The following is a 15,046-nucleotide window of genomic DNA, read 5'->3' on the forward strand; positions in this document are numbered from 1 at the left end:
GCGCGCCCGCCCGCCCGTGCGCGCCCCTACGCCCCCGGCGCCACCCGGGCGATCTCCGTGATCGACGAGTAGCCCGTGTCGGGGTGCTTCCGCATCGACAGCAGCCGCTCCATCGACGGCTCGAGCGCCGTGACCTTGTCGAGCGGCGCACTCACGACGAGCTGGAACCCGAGCCGGAGCCACGCCGTCACCGCACGACCGGCGAACTCCGAGTCCGCCTTGATGAACGCCTCGTCGAGGAACACCGGGGCGAACCGGGGCCGCGGCCGCGTCTCGTCGCCGAGCTGGTACCGCAGCGCCGCACCGACGATGAACGCCACGAGCTCCTGTGTCTCGCCGCCCGACTTGTCGCCGAGGGAGGAGTACACGCCGAGGTCGTTGCCGTCGACGTCGTACCGCACCGCAGTGATCTCCATGTGCCGTCGGACATCGAGCACCGCGTCACGCGCGGTCGTGCGACCACGGGGTGATGCGGGGTCGGGGCGGATGATCGCCATGAACCGGCGGAGTCGGCGGAACCGGGTCTCGAGCACGTCGTCGGTCAGCTCGGTGTCGACGGACGCGGACAGTGCGCGCAGCTCCTTGCGGAACGACGCGACCTCCTCGCGGGTCACGCGGCGGATGACGATCTTCAGCCGGTCGCGGTTCGCCCCGAACGGCAGCTCCCGGAGGATCTCGTTGACGGGTTCGAGACGCTCCTCGATCTCCACGACCGCGCGGTCGAACGCGCCGGCGAGCGGGACGAGGTCCTCGCCGCTCCACTGCGACAGCCGTCGACGCCACTCGGTGCGTCGGGCGTGCAGGCCGGTGGCGACGATCTGGTCGAGGATCGCGTGGTAGTCGGGGTAGGAGGCCACGCCGGTACCGAGGTTCGGGTCGGGCCACGCGTCCTGGTAGCGCTGGAACGTGAGCGTCAGCGCGGTGGAGGCCGCCGCCGCACCGTCGAGCGCCTGCGAGAGTCGTTCCTCGAGCCGTCGCCGCAACCGTCGGGCCGCGTCGTCGAAGCCGTCGATGCCGTCCGGTGCGCCGACCTCCGCGAACGTCTCGGTCAGCAGCCGGGCCTGTTCGTCGTCGGGCATCGCCTCCGGGGCGTCGTCGAACCGCGCGAGGATCTCGGCGGCCGCGTCCTGCCCGTCGACGAGCACGCCGTGCCGCTCCTCGAGCCGTGTGACGGACAGCCGTGCGGCGGACCGGCGGTCGGACGCCTCGTCGAGGGCCGCGCGGAGCCGGCTGACCGCCGCGCGGAGGGTCCGCAGTCCGTCGTCGGCGGCGAGCAGCGCCTGGCGTTCCTCGTCGAGCTGGGTGAGGGAGGCGTCCACGCCGGCGACGTCGATGCCGTCCCAGGTCGCGTCGACCACGTGCTGGTGCGCCGCGCGGAGGGTGTCGAGGGACGCGATGTCCTGCGCGACGTCGGTCCGACGCGCCTCGAGCGTCGCGAGGTCCTGCGCGATCGAGGCGAGTTCGTCCTCGACGGCGGTGACCCGTGCCTCGTTCGTGAAGCCGATGACGTTCGCCTGGCGCCGGTCGCCGTGGGCGCCCCGGCGGCCGTCGCGGAGCTGTCCGGCGATCGTGACCCGGCGACCACCGCCACCGAGGTCCGCTGCGTCCTGCACGCACCGGGCGTCGGTCCGTTCGGACTCGATCCGCTCGCGCACCCAGGTGCTGAACGGGGAGGGCTTGATGGCGAGCTTGCCGGACACCATCGCGGGGTCGCCGTCGAGGTCGATGTGCGGACCGGTCGGCACACCCTCGAACTGGACCCGGACCGGCAGGCGCAGCCCGTCGATCGCCGCGCTGAAGGCGTCGAGCCGCTCCTGGTCGACCAGGAGCGTCCGCGCGACCGGTGCCAGGACGGACTCGATCGCCGTCCGCCAGGGCTCCTCGCCGGGCAGGACGTCGAGCAGCTCGGCCACGAAGGGCAGGTCGGCGGGGTCGATGCCGGCGGCGCGTGCCATCGCGACCCGGGCCTCGTGCATCGGCAGCGGCATCGCGCCCTGGCGGTGCTCGAGGGACTGCCGCTCCTGGCGCAGGGTCCGCTCGCGGTCGAGGAGCGGGTACTCCTCGCGGGTCAGGGCGTCGCGCCGTTCGTCGAGCGACGAACGCGATTCCGCGTAGGAGCCGAGGAACTCGTGGGCGGTGCGCTGCGCGGCCCCGAACGACTGCTCGGAGTCGATCGTGGTCTCGAGGACCGCCGTGCGTTCCTCGAACGTCGCACGCGTCCGGGCGACGGTGTCGCGTTCGCGGGTCCGACGGTCGATGCGGTCCTCGAGCTGCGCGAGGGCGTTGCCGCCCTGGTCGCGGAGTCGGGCCTCGGCATCGCGGAGCTCGATCTCGACCGCTGCGTGCCGGGCCTCGGCCGCGGACACCTCCGCGCGTGCCGCGGTGCGCTCGCGGGCGTTCCGGGCGACCTCGTCGTCCAGCAGGGCACGCTTCCGCGACGCCGTCCAGTGGGCGAACGGGGAGACCTCGGCACCCGTGGCGATGCCGTCCAGCGCGGCCGCGGCGGCCTTCGACCGGGAGATCTCGGCGTGCAGGTCGACGATGGGGGAGAGGATGCGGACCTTGCGCTCCTCGGTGTCCATCGCCTCGTACGCCTCGTCGAGGGCGGAGAAGTGCGCGAGCGCCCGGTCCGCCGCCTCGTAGGTCGCCGGGGTCTCGAGCACGAGGGACTTGTAGAGCGCGTCCACGGTCGGCAGGTGCTGTCCGGCCTGGATGCGCGCGAGCAGTCGCATCGCCCGGTTGCCGCCACCGGAGTCGCCGATGCCGAGCCGGGTCTGCAGCGTGTACGCGAGTTCCTGGTAGGTGTCGCGGATGACGAGTCCGGGGACCCGGCCCGTCAGTTCGAGGTGGTGGAACCGCGAGGGCACGAACTCCTCGAGCCGCCGCAGGTCGAAGGTGTCGTCGACCGTCGCCATGGTCATCTGGATGTCGCCGACGCCGCGGGCGCGCTTCGGCACGATGTACGTGCGCAGGACGGTGAAGCGGCGCTCGTCGTCGTTCCGGAAGGTGACCGCGACCGCGCCCCAGGTCGTCCGGTCGTCGCCGCGGAGGTTCACGTCCCGCAGGGCGCCGGTCTCCGGGTCGCGCTGCGTGTCGACCTTGCCCCGCAGGTATGTGAGCAGGTTGCGCTGGTCCGCGCCGCGCGCACGCCCGGTCGTGATGTCGTTCGACGCCCCGTTGAACGGCACGTCGGACGGCATCATCACCGCGAGGTACGCGTCCATCAGTGTCGACTTGCCCGTCCCGGACGCCCCCGAGATCAGCGTGGCCGTGCCGGACAGCTCCACCTGGCGGTGCCCGTGGAAGCCGCCCCAGTTGACGACCTGCATCGACTCGGCGCGCCACTGCGCCACGGTGTCGAACAGCGCGGGCATCGCGTACTCGTCCGGCGCGGTGCGGCCGATCGCGGTGTCGGTCATGCTGCCGGCTCGCCTTCGTCGTCGGTGTCGGTCGACTCGGACTGGAGGCCCGGTGCGGCTCCGTCGACGACCTCGCCGCCGTCGCTGGTCGCGGTCCGCAACCAGGTGTCGAGTTCCAGGAGTCGCTCGAGGGGGAGCAACACCTCGACCACGCTCGCGACGCGGAACCGGTCCGGGTCGGTGGTGCGCAGCAGGATGCGCGCACGGACGAGCCGGTCGACGGCGCTCGCCACGCGGGCCTCGTCGCGGGTGCGGTCGGTCGACCCGGCGGGCAGGAACCCGGCCACGTGCCCGAGGATCTCCGACCGGTCGACGACCACCTGGTCCGGACCCGGTCGGGTGTCCGCGCGCAGGCGCATGCGGAGCCAGACGAGCACGATCGTCTCCTCGCGCGTGTACGGCACGTCGCGCAGGAGGGTCGGGAACGCCCGGCGCTGGCTCTCCGAGCGGGCCTGGCGCTTCCAGGCGACCTCGCGGTCGCGGTCCACGTGGAGCTCGAGGAAGAGGTCGTTGAGCCGCGACCGCAGCTGCGCCTCGGCGTCGAGCACCGCACGCCACTCGTCGGCGTGCGTGCGCGCGCTCACGTAGGTGTGGCGGAGCAGCGCGACGAACGCGCGTCGCTGCGGCTCGTCGAGTCGGCCCTCGTCGCCCTCGAAGAGGGCGAAGCTCGTCTCGTCGCGGACCTCGTCCTGCGGGACCGTGCCGAAGTCGTCGACCTCGGCCGTGTCCGCGAACCCGGCCGTGTCGTCGACCGGTGCCGGCGTGGTGTCGCTCACCGTGCCTCCTGTCCGTGTGGTGTTGAAGGTGCTGGATCGTCCGCCGCGTCGACGCGGACGGTGGCGTCGCCGTCCGCGAGGTCCGCGGTGGGCATGTGGAAGGTGACCGCGCTGCCGTCGGGACGCACGGTGTGGTGTGCGACGACGTGCCGGGCGTCCTCGAAGTCGGGCCGCCCGGTGAGCAGGTGGGCCAGGCCGAAGAGCTCGACCGGCCGCCGCTGCTCGTCGGGCAGGCCGTGGAAGGCGGCGGAACTCGTCGCGGCGGTCGCGGACCGGAGCGCGTCGCGGAGCTCGGCCAGCAGCGGGCCGCCGTGCCGTCGGAGGGTGTCGACGTCGAGGTCCTCGAAGACGTCGTCGTCGGGTTCCTCGATCGGTGGGGGCACGGACTCGGTGTCGGGGTCGTAGAGGCGTTCGCGGAGCGTCTCGACCTCCGCCTGGTCGGGGAGCAGGCCGAGCGGGACGCGGTCCCGCGCGGAACCCTGCTCGATCCAGGCCGCGAGGCCGCGGTTGACCGAGCGGAGGACCGTGTCGAGCTCGCGGTCGCGGACGACGTCGTGCGCCACGATCTGGTCGCGCAGGGTCGCGGTCAGTTGCCGGCGCCGGGCGAGGACGTCCTCGATGCCCTGGCGGAGGATGCTCACCGTGTTGCGGAAGGCCCGGCGCTCCCCGGGTTCGAGCGCGGCGGCGAACGGGTGCGCGAGGATCGTGCCGATGTCGTCGCGTAGCCGGAGCAGCAGGGCGTCGTCGCGGAGCAGCTCGAACGCGCCCTCGAAGGCCCGGCCCTCCGGCGTCGACTGCATGAGGTTGTCCGTGCGCGCCAGGTAGTCGTCGAGGATCTCGCCGATCGGACGCACCTCGCCGCGGAAGTCCTCGACGATCGAGCGGTGCATCGTCGCCACCGCTTCCTCGACCCGCTTGAAGTCGCTCGGCAGCTGCCGGATGAGGTCGGAGATGTTCGTGTAGCCGTCCCGCATCCGGTCGTCGTCGACCGTCTCGACGGCGTCACCGCTCGCGAGCCGGTCCCGCTCGGCACGGAGTTCGGCGATCTGCGCGTCGAGCCGTCGGATCTGCACGTCGGGGTCGGGTTCGGCGCGCGCCGCCCACCGGTGCACCGCGTCGACGATCATCGCGAGGCGGCTCTCGCTGATGAGGGCACGGTCGGCGCTGAGGGCGTCCACGAGGCTCAGGGCCTCGAGCGCGTGGCTCGTCAGGGAGTACTGCTCGTCGCCGTCCGGGGAGTTCGAGCGGACCAGCCACTGCGCGGCCACCCAGTCGCGGCACAGCGCGCGTCCGTTCGGCCGGGCGTCCTCGGCGTCGCCGGACTGGTCGCCCGCCGGCACGCGCGCGCCCGTCGACTGCAGCCGCGCGACGTGCTCCTCGACCTGCAGGTGCATCCGGTCGGCAGGGACGTACTGCACGTCCCGGTCGAACACCGCACGGAAGACGGCGACCACCGCGGCGCTCGTCGGACGCGAGAGGAGCCGCAGGGTCGGCCGGTCGAGGACGGCGCGCACACGGGCGAACTCGAGGTCGACGTCGGTCATGTGCCCCTACGAACTGGACGGAACTGGTCAGATGACGAGAGCCCGACGCGTGCTGCGTCGGGCTCTCGGTCGTGTCGTCGAAGCGACACAGCGGGTGGGCGATACCAGACTCGAACTGATGACCTCTTCGGTGTGAACGAAGCGCGCTACCAACTGCGCCAATCGCCCGCTGCACTTGTCGTGCCAGTCGATAGTAGCGGATGTCCGGCGTTCGGCTGAACACGACGCGTCGCCCGGGTGTGGCGCGGTCGGCGGGGTGCCCGCGGCAGCCCTCGGTTCCGCGTGAACACGGGGGACACGCCCGGTGAACCGGAAGGATTTTGGTGGATGCGCTCGGCTTCGTATAGAGTTTACGACGTCGCCGAGACGGCCGGCCAGCACGAACGGCCAGCACGACGGCAATCCGCTCTTCTCGAAGAGCATGCGGATGTGGCGCAGTGGTAGCGCATCACCTTGCCAAGGTGAGGGTCGCGAGTTCGAATCTCGTCATCCGCTCGAGTGTTAGGATCTCCGGATCCCGACGACTCACCAGAGGGTATCCCACCGTTCGGGTACTCACGGAGACGTGAACCTCGATGGTGGGGTGGCCGAGAGGCTAGGCAGCGGCCTGCAAAGCCGTCCACGCGGGTTCGAATCCCGTCCCCACCTCCAGCTCCACACTCCTCTGGGCGATTGGCGCAGCGGTAGCGCGCTTCCCTGACACGGAAGAGGTCACTGGTTCGATCCCAGTATCGCCCACCAGCCGAAAACCCCCGGAAATCCGGGGGTTTTCGTGTTTCTCCACGCGTTGCCCAAGGCTCGGATCAGGTGCCGTGGCACGGTTCTGGCACGATCTGCGAAAGCTTCCACCGCCCTACGTCTCGCCCGATGTCGGGTAGGCGACGCGTCAAGAGATCCGGTCGATCGACGCGTCCTGATCGCACCATGTCGTCGATGCGCGACAGTCGGCGCGTGCCCGTGATGCGAGCGACGTCGCAAAGAGCCCGATGGAATCAGGCCCTGGTGCTCGCAGCCGAGGCACGGCAGGTACTACCTGGCTCGACGCAAGGACGTCGCCGGGCGGCGGTCCGGTTCGGCAGGACAAGGCGTCCCCGACCTGATGCACGGGCTCTTCGGGTAGCGCTCGAGACGTGTCCTTCGAGTAAGGATGATCCGGGAAGTCGAACCCGACGCATGAGTCCTTCCCGCGCGCGCGTCGCTCGGTTCCGATGCTCCGCGGGCGGTGCGCAGCCGTGCTGTCAGCTACTGGAAGCAAGCATGAAAGCCGAATGCCGGCCTGTCGACGAATCGAACAGGCCGGCACTCGGCGCGAAGGATGAAGGGGGAGAGGGCGGTCAGAGCCGGTCCGCGATGCCCGCTCCAGAGGCGAGGTCGCCGAGCTTGGTGACTAGCGGGTCGAAGTCGGCCGGGAAGAGTCCGGTGTAGACATCGAGCGTGATGCTCGGCTTGGCGTGACCGAGCATGCCCTGCACGAGGGGCACGGTGGCGCCCGCGGAAACCCCGAGGCTCGCGGCGGTGTGCCGCAGGTCGTGCGGGGTGAGCTTCGGGAAGTGCTGCACGACCGCTCCGCGCGCGAAGTTGCTCGTTGGCCAGCTTGCGATCGCACGCCGGACGGCTGGAGCGAAGACTCGACGCCGCCAGGTCGAGAGCCTGAGCATGCCGCCCCCCCCCGGCCCGGTGAAGACGAGGTCGTGTGCCTCACGCCCTGCCGAGCGTCGTCGGAGCGGCTCCATGACCTGCGGCACTCCCGGAACCTGTCGAGCCTTGCCGTTCTTGGGCGGACCGAGCACGAGCTCGCCCCTGACCTCGGTCGCGGACCTGCGGACGTGCACGACGTTGTTCGCGAAGTCGAGGTCGGCGAACGTGAGAGCCGCGGCTTCGCCGAACCGCAGTCCTGAGAACGCCAGGAAGGCGATGAGCATCCGGTCGCGCTCCTGCGCTTCGTCGAGGAGGTGCGCGACCTGCGGGGCGCTGAGGTAACCGTGCTCGCGCGTCACCACCGTGGGCAGCTTGACTCCTCGCGCCGGGTTCCCGGTCAGTAGGCCCTGCTCGACACACTCCTCGAGGACGCCCCCTAGGATCTGGTGCGCCTTCTGGATCGTTTGCGCACCGGCGCCGGCGGCGTGGATGGACTCCACCCAGGCTCGCACCGACTTCTTCGTGAGCGCCTCCAGGGACGTCTCGCTCCAGTACGGCGTGATCCACTTGCCCGCAACGGCCGCACGGTTCGCGACCGTGGTAGCGGCGAGCGTCGCGCGTCGAGCGAGGAACTCGTCGATGAACGGGCCGAGCTTCTGCGACAGGTCGGACTGAGTGCGGTAGTTCGGCTTGCTCATTGCGATGAGGTTCGCCGCGGACCAGACCTTCGCGTCACGCTTGGTCCGAAACCCACGCTTCCGCGTCCTTCCGCCGTCCGGCTTCGTGTACCCGACCTCGAACCGCTTGCCCTTCGCCGTCTCGTATTCACGGATCGTGGCCATCAGGCAGCCACTCCGTTGTGCGATACGCGCGTCTGCTCGACATAGTCGAGCAGGTCACCGAGGCGATAGGCCACGGAGCGGCCGACCTTGATGTACGCGGGACCGCGGCGGAGGTAGCGCCACTGGGCGAGCGTCCCGACGGACGTGAGGAGGAACGATGCGGCTTCAGCCGGTTTGAGGAGAGCCGCATACTTCTGGGTGAGCTCGCGGGTCTCCGATTCCGCGGTCAGGCGGCTCAAGGACGTGGGCATGGGCAGTTCGCTTTCGGTGCTGGACGTAACGGGCTTCGTCAGCTCGTTGCCTCCCGGAGTGGGTGACACACCGTCTATGCGCGAACGCCACATCAGCCGTGGTGAAGGAGGCTAAGCCCAGGTCACGTCGGCGAGTCGTCCTCCGCTGATGGGACGGGCTCGGTTTGTACGGAAGACCTCCGTCACTTCAGGCGTTCAGCGAGGCTCGACGCCGGGGCCCCTGGTGCTCTCGTTGAGCGAATCGTTCTCCGAACGGGCCGGTTGCGGCCATGCGTTACGGTTCCGGAACTCACGTCGTAGCCGCTGCCCCGATGACCGTCGATGACGCCGTCATCGGTAGCAGGACTGTCTGCGGCAGACCTGCCGCGCACGAATTCTCTCCGTGATCACCAAGGATGAGATGCCAGTGACTTTGACAGAAGCCAGTGCGGTCGACGGGATCGCGCGGAGTGGCGTCCGGTCCGTATGGCGCTTCCTCTTTGCATCGGGATACTCGTGCTGACCGAGGGCGTCGGGGCACTGCGTCGTCACCTCCCAGGAATCCCCGCCGTGCGCGGGGGGGACGGGAACCGTGCGTGGGGAAGGATGGTCCCGTCCCAGCAGAGTAGTCGTGTTGTGTCTTGGCAAAGTAGACGCGTCCGCACTGGTTGCTAACGTCGACACGGGTTGAGAGGGCAAGATGAAGCGCTACGAGTACGTCACCATCAACGGGTCTGGCAACGAGGCGAAGCACGTCGCAGTCTTCAACGAGACCATCAACCGCTACGCAGCAAAGGGATGGACGGTTGCGCAGATGGTGCGCCCGTCTGTCATCGGTCCGCTCGGCGTGCTCTTCGAGCGAGAAGAAGTTTGAGGTGGCTCGCACAGAGCGGCCCACTCAGGCGATGTACGCGGCGATCGGCCGCACGGCGGCGGAGTCCGCGCGGGTCGAGCAGAACCTGCGCGAGTTGTTCGCATTTCTCATCGAGTCGCCTTACGGCCGGGTGCTCACGGCAGGCGAGGACATCTCGCGGCTTCAATAGATGTGCCTGCGGGCCGCCCGCTACAACAAGAAGATCACCGAGGCGCAGCTCGAACAGCTCATCGCGATCGACAAAGCGATCAGCGCGGCTCGGCCGCAGCGCAACTTCCTTGTGCACTCGGTTTGGTACCGGATGAAGACGCCCGGTGAGCACTACGGCGAGCGGAGCAGTCGACCGGCCACCTCCCGGAACGGTGCAACGACGTCTGAGCACGCCGTCTGGACACTCGATGATGCGAAGGAAGTCGCGGACTACTACGAGAAGATCGCGGGGCTCTTGGAGCGGTTCATAGATCAGACATTCGAGGGCGTTCGCATCCCGCTGCTGATGAGTCGCGCCCAAGAAGAGAACATCCGGGATCGATGGGAGAAGCTCATGGGCGACTCCCCTCCTTCCGTCGCCCGCACCACGGGACCATCACGGGACGGCTTGTCCGAGTCCGCTCCTGAAGCACAGAGCTGAGCGACATCGAGGGCTCGCGCCGGAGTGCGGCGCGGTCTCTCACCGCCAGCCCGTCCCTTTGATAGCCCCGGAGCGGTTCTTCCGTCGGACGGCGGGTGGTCTGCGAGCTGATGTGCGCGGCCCAGCACTTTCGGTCAGCAATCGGAAAGAGCGCGCACTGGCCGGCCTCGTACCTCGAACACGGGGTCGCGGCCGCCGCGAGAATGAGTGACCGTCGAGGGATGCGCGCGGAGCAACCACGACTGCACCAGCTCGGCTCAGTCCGTCCGATCGCCGTGGCGCTGAACGGCACCCGCACCATGATCGACCGCCGGGTCTTCGAGGACCTCTTCGAGAACTCGGTCGTCAGTGGCCGCGCTCCGTACCGGCAAGCGCTGGACCGCTCGGAGATCACGTTTGGTGAGCTCGTCGAACTGTCGAGGAAGGCGGACATCCCGTACCCGCTGTTCTTCGCTCCCCACGATCACGTCCGTGCGCAGATCGCGACCAAGACGGACAAGCTCCTCCAAGGGGTCAGCAAGGAGACGTTCGCGCTCAATTCACGGACGACCGTCGACGTCAAGGACGTCGAGCTCATCGTGAAGGACCTCATCCGGAAACAGATGCTCCTTCGCAAGCACGGTCCGGATCTCGAGGACAACCGGATCGTGGGTCTGCTTAAGAGGTCGCGAGGGTCAGCGGCAGCGGACGCGAAGGTGCTCGTCGATGCTCTCGGATTGCAGCACGACACGCTCACTCAAGCGCGGACGAAGAAGCGCGCGCTCGAGATTCTGATCGAGCGCCTGGAGGCACACCAGGTCTTCGTCTCGTTGAGCGTCCGTGGGTTCATGCCACAGCTCATCGAGGTGAAGTTCAGCGGGCTGACCATCAAGGACAAAAAGGTCCCCTACATTTTTCTCGCTCGCGGGGACCACGGCGATGCGCAGGAGCCCGAAGGACGGCAGCTCTTCACGTTGACGTTGCTTGCCGTCCTCGTCGCGCGGGGCATCTTCGCCCCGGTGACGTACGACGGCAGTAGTCCGGCCGTCGGGCCAGGACGCGAGTACGACATCGTCGGGGAGATCCTGATGCCGGAGCAGGCAGTTCGAGGGCTCGCGCTGGCGACACTCGAGGACCTCAAGGCGTCCGCAGATCGATTCAACGTCACGCCGAGCGCCCTGGTCGTCCGAGCGCGGCGTCTCCGTCTCGTGAGCCCCGCCGTCGCCGCGTCACATCTCAACGCCCTAGGGCGAGAATTCGCTGCTCGGCCACCCAGCCGAGCACAGCAGCCCAAGCCGGTCAACGGCGTCCGCACGTACAACGGCAGGGAGTTCTCGGCGCGCATGCTCCGGGCACTCGACGCCGGACGCGTCTCCCCAGGCGACTTCTGCCGAGTGGTCTGTGCGAACAAGATCAAGCCACACCAGATCCGCGACTTCCGGGAGGCGCTCGGATGATGGGGTACCGGTACCTCCTCGACAACAACGCCCTCTCGCGACTCACGGTCGAGGAACGCTCCACGCCGTTCATCAGGGAGCACTGTCGTATCCCCTCAGAGGTGCTGCACGAAGCTCGCTTCCTCCCGGACATCGTGTCCCTGACCGAGCTGGAGTACCGGACGACGGGACGGGTGTTGCACCACCTGCAGCGGGTCATGAAACGTGTGCCGGTCGACGACGTTCGTCTGGTCAACCTGTACAGCGGCAAGGGCAACGCGGATCCGATGCTCGTGGCATGCGCTCTGGACGCCGTCCACGAAGAGGAAGAGGGCCTGTTCGGCGACGAATGGGCAATCATCTCGAACGACGACGCAGTCCTCGCCATGGCGCGTCTCTTTGGTATCACCGTGCTCACGAGCAGCGAACTCGACCCGCTTCTCCATGGCCGTGCGCACGCGACTCGTCACGACTGACGGCGCAGCGGCGCGACCGGACGTTGTCGCACGTGCCCTCCCTCAGCCGGGAACCAATCGGAGGGCCGCGCGTTGCGTCCTGAGACGTCTGCGCGTCGCGGCGACTCCCTCGATGTCAGTCGACGCGACGGACCACAGTTCTCCCTGGGCGGTCAGCAACGCCTGCACGATCGGGTCGGCCTCGTCCGCGCTGTGCAGGAGCGGCGCGAGTTCTGCCGTCAGGCGCCGAGCGTCTTCGTGCAGCTGGAGGAAGGGCGAGGGCGACTGTGCAGTCGATTCTGAGTCGAGGCTCACAACCACGGCGATGAAGAACTCGATGGAAGCGACTCCTCGGTGTGCGCCGACCCGGAGGAGCGCCAGGGCTCGATCCAGCGTCTGCTGTGCTGCGGTCATGGACGGACGAGTATCCGCCTCTGCGGCGATGCGCTCGACGCGACGTGAGCGGCGGATCGCTTCGAGCGCGAGCTCCTCGTGGCCGCCGTTCTCCGAAAGCAGCAGCACGAGTCGTTCAACAGAACGGCAGGCCTCCTTCAGGGTGACCCGTCGACGAGCGGCTTCTTCTGCGTGCACAGTTCGGAGTATGCGCGGACCGTGCGCCGTGGCGCGTGCGGGCGCGACACCGCCGTACCTTGTTCGGCCGCTCGCGGACCGTTGCCGGGGTGTTCCACTTCGGCGCCGAAGAGCGGTCAGAGCGTGACCGATCCGCAGACACGCACGGGGCAGCAGTTGACACTTGAGATGAAGAAGCAGCAGCGCAGGAACTGGCCGAGAAAAAGGCGACGAAACCTGTGGCTCGACCAGTTCAGCGTCGGCCCAGAATCGCCCAACTGGGCATGCCCGGAACGCGCACCCCGTCCCTTGCATCCTCGGCAGCACCGGCCTTCGCCTGACACCCTCAAGTCCCCGCGTGATCTGTTCCAAGCGGGCGGAAGCGTCGGACGAGTTCGGTTGTCCCGCTCGCGATCTTGTCCCGTGTCTCGTGTCCCGTGTCCCGTGTCGCACGTCCCGTGTCCCGTGTCCCGTGTCCCGTGTCGCACGTCCCGTGTCTCTGGCTCAGGTCCCGGGACACACCGGCCGACTCGAGCCCGACACTCGACGGTCGTCCCGTCCCGTCAGTCGCGCCGGCGGGGCACGATCCTCATGCTCCCGATCGATCAGGTCGCTTCACCGCCGGCCCGCTCTAGAACTCCGGAACGTCCTAGGTGACAGCACATGCTGACGCACGCATTCGGCCGTCCGCTCGGCATGCATTCGCCTCGTTCCCCTGCAGCCATCACGCACCGCTGAAGTGCCAGTTGGTTGTGCGCAGGCTCTCGTCTTCTCCGATGTTGCACCGCGACCGCGGGCTCGTTCCAGGAGCTCTGTCCACTCGCCACGGCGCCCGGGTCACGCTCCCCGACGACGTCGCGAGACGTCAGACGCGAGAGCGACCACACCGGCGGCAGCATCCTCTGCCGGCTGGTCTTGCTCCCGCCGGCGATCCTCGTGCCGCCCGGATCGGTCCGGGTGCAGTCAAGGTCCAGATGCTTCGTCGTGCTCCTCGCGCTCGCTCCGGCGGCGGTGTTCGTCATCGGGTAGGCCCTCGGTACGAGCGGCGAGGTGTGAGTTGGCGAGAACGCAGCCGAGACCAAGACGATGCTCCACCGCGACGGCGGGTCGAGGCGAGCAAGAACGGTGCGACGACCAGCGCGGCGAGCATCGGTAGCCAGTACTCGACGGCACGCCAGCCGAGGACGCCGAGCAGCGCAACCGACGTCGGGACCCCTGCGACGTGAAGCGTGGTCACTGCGGCTCCCTCGACCAGCCCGAGCGCCCCGGGCGTGATCGGAACGGTGGCCAGGACGTTCGCGATGCCGTACGCCAGGACGACGACCGGCCACGGGGGCCGGGCGCCCGCAGCGACGAGCATGAGCCCGAACGCCAAGAGATCGGCAGCCCAGTTGCATCCCACCCAGGCGAGCAGGGTCGCGAGCGTCCGGACCGATCGGAGGCGACCCATCCCAAGGGCCAGTCCGTCGACGTAGCCGAAGATGGTGGCTTCGGACGGGTGCCCGACGGCTCGCCGCAGCGGCGTCGTCAACCACATGGCACCCTCCCGTACGCGATCGGGCCGGCGAGCGATGACCGCGCCGCCCAGTCCGACGGCGACGGCGAGCAAGAGGACCGTTCCGACGAGGACGGCGACACCAGGGGAAGGACGGCCGTGCCAGGCGGTCATCGCTACACCACTGATGAAGAGTGCGCCGAGCACGACGTTGGAGACGATGACACCGGTCGTGGCCGCGGAGGCAGCAATCGGGACCGGGACGTCGAACCGTCGCAGGAGTGAGATGCGCAACCCCGCGGAGGTCGCCGCTCCACCGGGCAGAACGCTGCGGACCCCCTGCGCGACGAGGTCGACCGCGAGGACGTGCCGGAAGCTCGGCGCGTCGGGGCCCAGGAACGCGCGGGTAGCACGAGACGCGGCCGTCAGGGACACCGCCTCGGCGAGGACCGCCACGCCGGCGACGATCGAGGCGCTCGGCGGTAGTTCGCGGAGGACGAGGAACGCCTCCTCGGCGTGCGGCGCGGCGATGACCACCGCCGCGGCGACCAGAAAGGGTGCGGCGATCGCGAGCATCCAGCGTAGTCGTGACGGACGGGAGGCGCGGTGCAGGTTCGCACCGCGCCTTCCGTCCTCCCGCCCGGCGCGACCGCGAGGGGCTGTCATGGAGCGGCTTGGTCGAAGAGCCGGCCGGTGACGCTGGTCGGCTCGAGCACGACGGTGGCGCGCTTCGGTGTCGCCAGCATCGAGCGGATCCGCTGCGCCGTCACGTGCCGGGTGTCGGGGATGTGGGCGGTTCCCCTCGCCACGACGCTCCAGGCGGTCCACCCGTCGTGTTCGTCCACCTCCATCAGGATCTCGCGCCCGGAGTGGACGGCGTCGAGGATCACACTGCTCGAGGTCGCGAAGGCCAGTTTCCGTGTCTCTGTGACGTAGTTCACCGGGATGATCTCCAGCGATTCCTGGGTGCGGAACGCTACGCGGGCGATCCGGCTGCGGTGCAGCCGTTCCCAACACTGGTCCGCGTCGAGCGTGACGACGAGTTCGTCCAGCGGGGTCGCATCGAGTCCGCCCGCTCCCTGAGCCCGCGGATCCTTCGCCTCGTTCGATGGTCCGGTCGCCGCTGCTTCCATGGTCTTTCCTCCTGGTCTGCGGGA

The 15,046-nt window shown here is 69.0% G+C and carries 13 protein-coding genes and 4 tRNA genes; 8 read left to right on the forward strand and 9 right to left on the reverse strand.

The features are described 5' to 3' along the window. Positions 1 to 26 precede the first annotated feature (26 nt). From MON03_RS07850 to MON03_RS07865, 4 genes are all read right to left on the reverse strand, one after another. On the reverse strand, positions 27 to 3,419 hold the full coding sequence (locus MON03_RS07850) for an ATP-binding protein (protein WP_242091340.1): 3,393 nt from the start codon (positions 3,417 to 3,419) through the stop codon (positions 27 to 29). Further along, positions 3,416 to 4,195, reverse strand: a complete 780-nt coding sequence (locus MON03_RS07855) for a DUF4194 domain-containing protein (protein ID WP_242091341.1) — start codon at positions 4,193 to 4,195, stop codon at positions 3,416 to 3,418. Before MON03_RS07855 ends, MON03_RS07850 begins: the two co-directional genes overlap by 4 nt. Then, positions 4,192 to 5,739 (reverse strand): DUF3375 family protein, encoded by a 1,548-nt coding sequence (locus tag MON03_RS07860; RefSeq protein WP_242091342.1) that lies wholly within the window; start codon positions 5,737 to 5,739, stop codon positions 4,192 to 4,194. The genes MON03_RS07855 and MON03_RS07860 overlap by 4 nt, the downstream gene beginning before the upstream one ends. 95 nt (positions 5,740 to 5,834) lie before the next feature. Next, positions 5,835 to 5,907 (reverse strand) — tRNA-Val (locus tag MON03_RS07865). 255 nt (positions 5,908 to 6,162) lie between these two features. Between MON03_RS07865 and MON03_RS07870 the strand changes: the two genes are divergently transcribed. From MON03_RS07870 to MON03_RS07880, 3 genes are all read left to right on the forward strand, one after another. Beyond that, a tRNA-Gly gene (locus MON03_RS07870) sits at positions 6,163 to 6,234 on the forward strand. A gap of 82 nt (positions 6,235 to 6,316) precedes the next feature. Then, positions 6,317 to 6,390, forward strand: a tRNA-Cys gene (locus MON03_RS07875). 15 nt (positions 6,391 to 6,405) lie between these two features. Then, positions 6,406 to 6,480 (forward strand) — tRNA-Val (locus tag MON03_RS07880). Between the two features lie 593 nt (positions 6,481 to 7,073). Here MON03_RS07880 and MON03_RS07885 read toward each other — a convergent pair. After that, positions 7,074 to 8,219 carry a site-specific integrase gene (locus tag MON03_RS07885; RefSeq protein WP_242091343.1) on the reverse strand — a complete coding sequence of 382 codons (1,146 nt, stop codon included), beginning with the start codon at positions 8,217 to 8,219 and terminating at the stop codon, positions 7,074 to 7,076. Next, entirely contained in the window at positions 8,219 to 8,470 is a 252-nt protein-coding gene (locus MON03_RS07890) for a helix-turn-helix domain-containing protein (RefSeq protein ID WP_242091344.1), read from the reverse strand. The genes MON03_RS07885 and MON03_RS07890 overlap by 1 nt, the downstream gene beginning before the upstream one ends. A 679-nt stretch (positions 8,471 to 9,149) precedes the next feature. Here MON03_RS07890 and MON03_RS07895 point away from each other — a divergent pair. The 5 genes from MON03_RS07895 (at position 9,150) to MON03_RS07915 (ending at position 11,845) form a co-directional block, all read left to right on the forward strand. Then, complete coding sequence (locus MON03_RS07895) at positions 9,150 to 9,323, forward strand: DUF4177 domain-containing protein (protein WP_114851120.1); 174 nt, start codon at positions 9,150 to 9,152, stop codon at positions 9,321 to 9,323. Position 9,324: 1 nt separating this feature from the next. Next, a complete protein-coding gene (locus MON03_RS07900; RefSeq protein ID WP_242091345.1) occupies positions 9,325 to 9,492 on the forward strand; it encodes a hypothetical protein in 168 nt (55 codons plus the stop codon). Next, complete coding sequence (locus MON03_RS07905) at positions 9,493 to 9,954, forward strand: hypothetical protein (protein WP_242091346.1); 462 nt, start codon at positions 9,493 to 9,495, stop codon at positions 9,952 to 9,954. A 275-nt stretch (positions 9,955 to 10,229) separates the two neighbouring features. Beyond that, the gene (locus MON03_RS07910) at positions 10,230 to 11,390 is read left to right on the forward strand and encodes a hypothetical protein (RefSeq protein WP_242091347.1); all 1,161 of its coding nucleotides are present in this window, start codon (positions 10,230 to 10,232) and stop codon (positions 11,388 to 11,390) included. Then, entirely contained in the window at positions 11,387 to 11,845 is a 459-nt protein-coding gene (locus MON03_RS07915; protein ID WP_141861474.1) for a hypothetical protein, read from the forward strand. The genes MON03_RS07910 and MON03_RS07915 overlap by 4 nt, the downstream gene beginning before the upstream one ends. 42 nt (positions 11,846 to 11,887) lie before the next feature. Here MON03_RS07915 and MON03_RS07920 read toward each other — a convergent pair whose 3' ends face one another. From MON03_RS07920 to MON03_RS07930, 3 genes are all read right to left on the reverse strand, one after another. Then, a complete protein-coding gene (locus MON03_RS07920; RefSeq protein WP_141861476.1) occupies positions 11,888 to 12,415 on the reverse strand; it encodes a hypothetical protein in 528 nt (175 codons plus the stop codon). A 997-nt stretch (positions 12,416 to 13,412) separates the two neighbouring features. Then, on the reverse strand, positions 13,413 to 14,465 hold the full coding sequence (locus tag MON03_RS07925; RefSeq protein ID WP_181819306.1) for a lysylphosphatidylglycerol synthase transmembrane domain-containing protein: 1,053 nt from the start codon (positions 14,463 to 14,465) through the stop codon (positions 13,413 to 13,415). Positions 14,466 to 14,551: 86 nt separating this feature from the next. Further along, entirely contained in the window at positions 14,552 to 15,022 is a 471-nt protein-coding gene (locus MON03_RS07930; protein ID WP_141861480.1) for a pyridoxamine 5'-phosphate oxidase family protein, read from the reverse strand. Positions 15,023 to 15,046: the final 24 nt, after the last annotated feature.

This window comes from Curtobacterium sp. DN_7.5 (assembly GCF_022655355.1).
Taxonomy (GTDB): Bacteria; Actinomycetota; Actinomycetes; order Actinomycetales; family Microbacteriaceae; genus Curtobacterium; species Curtobacterium luteum.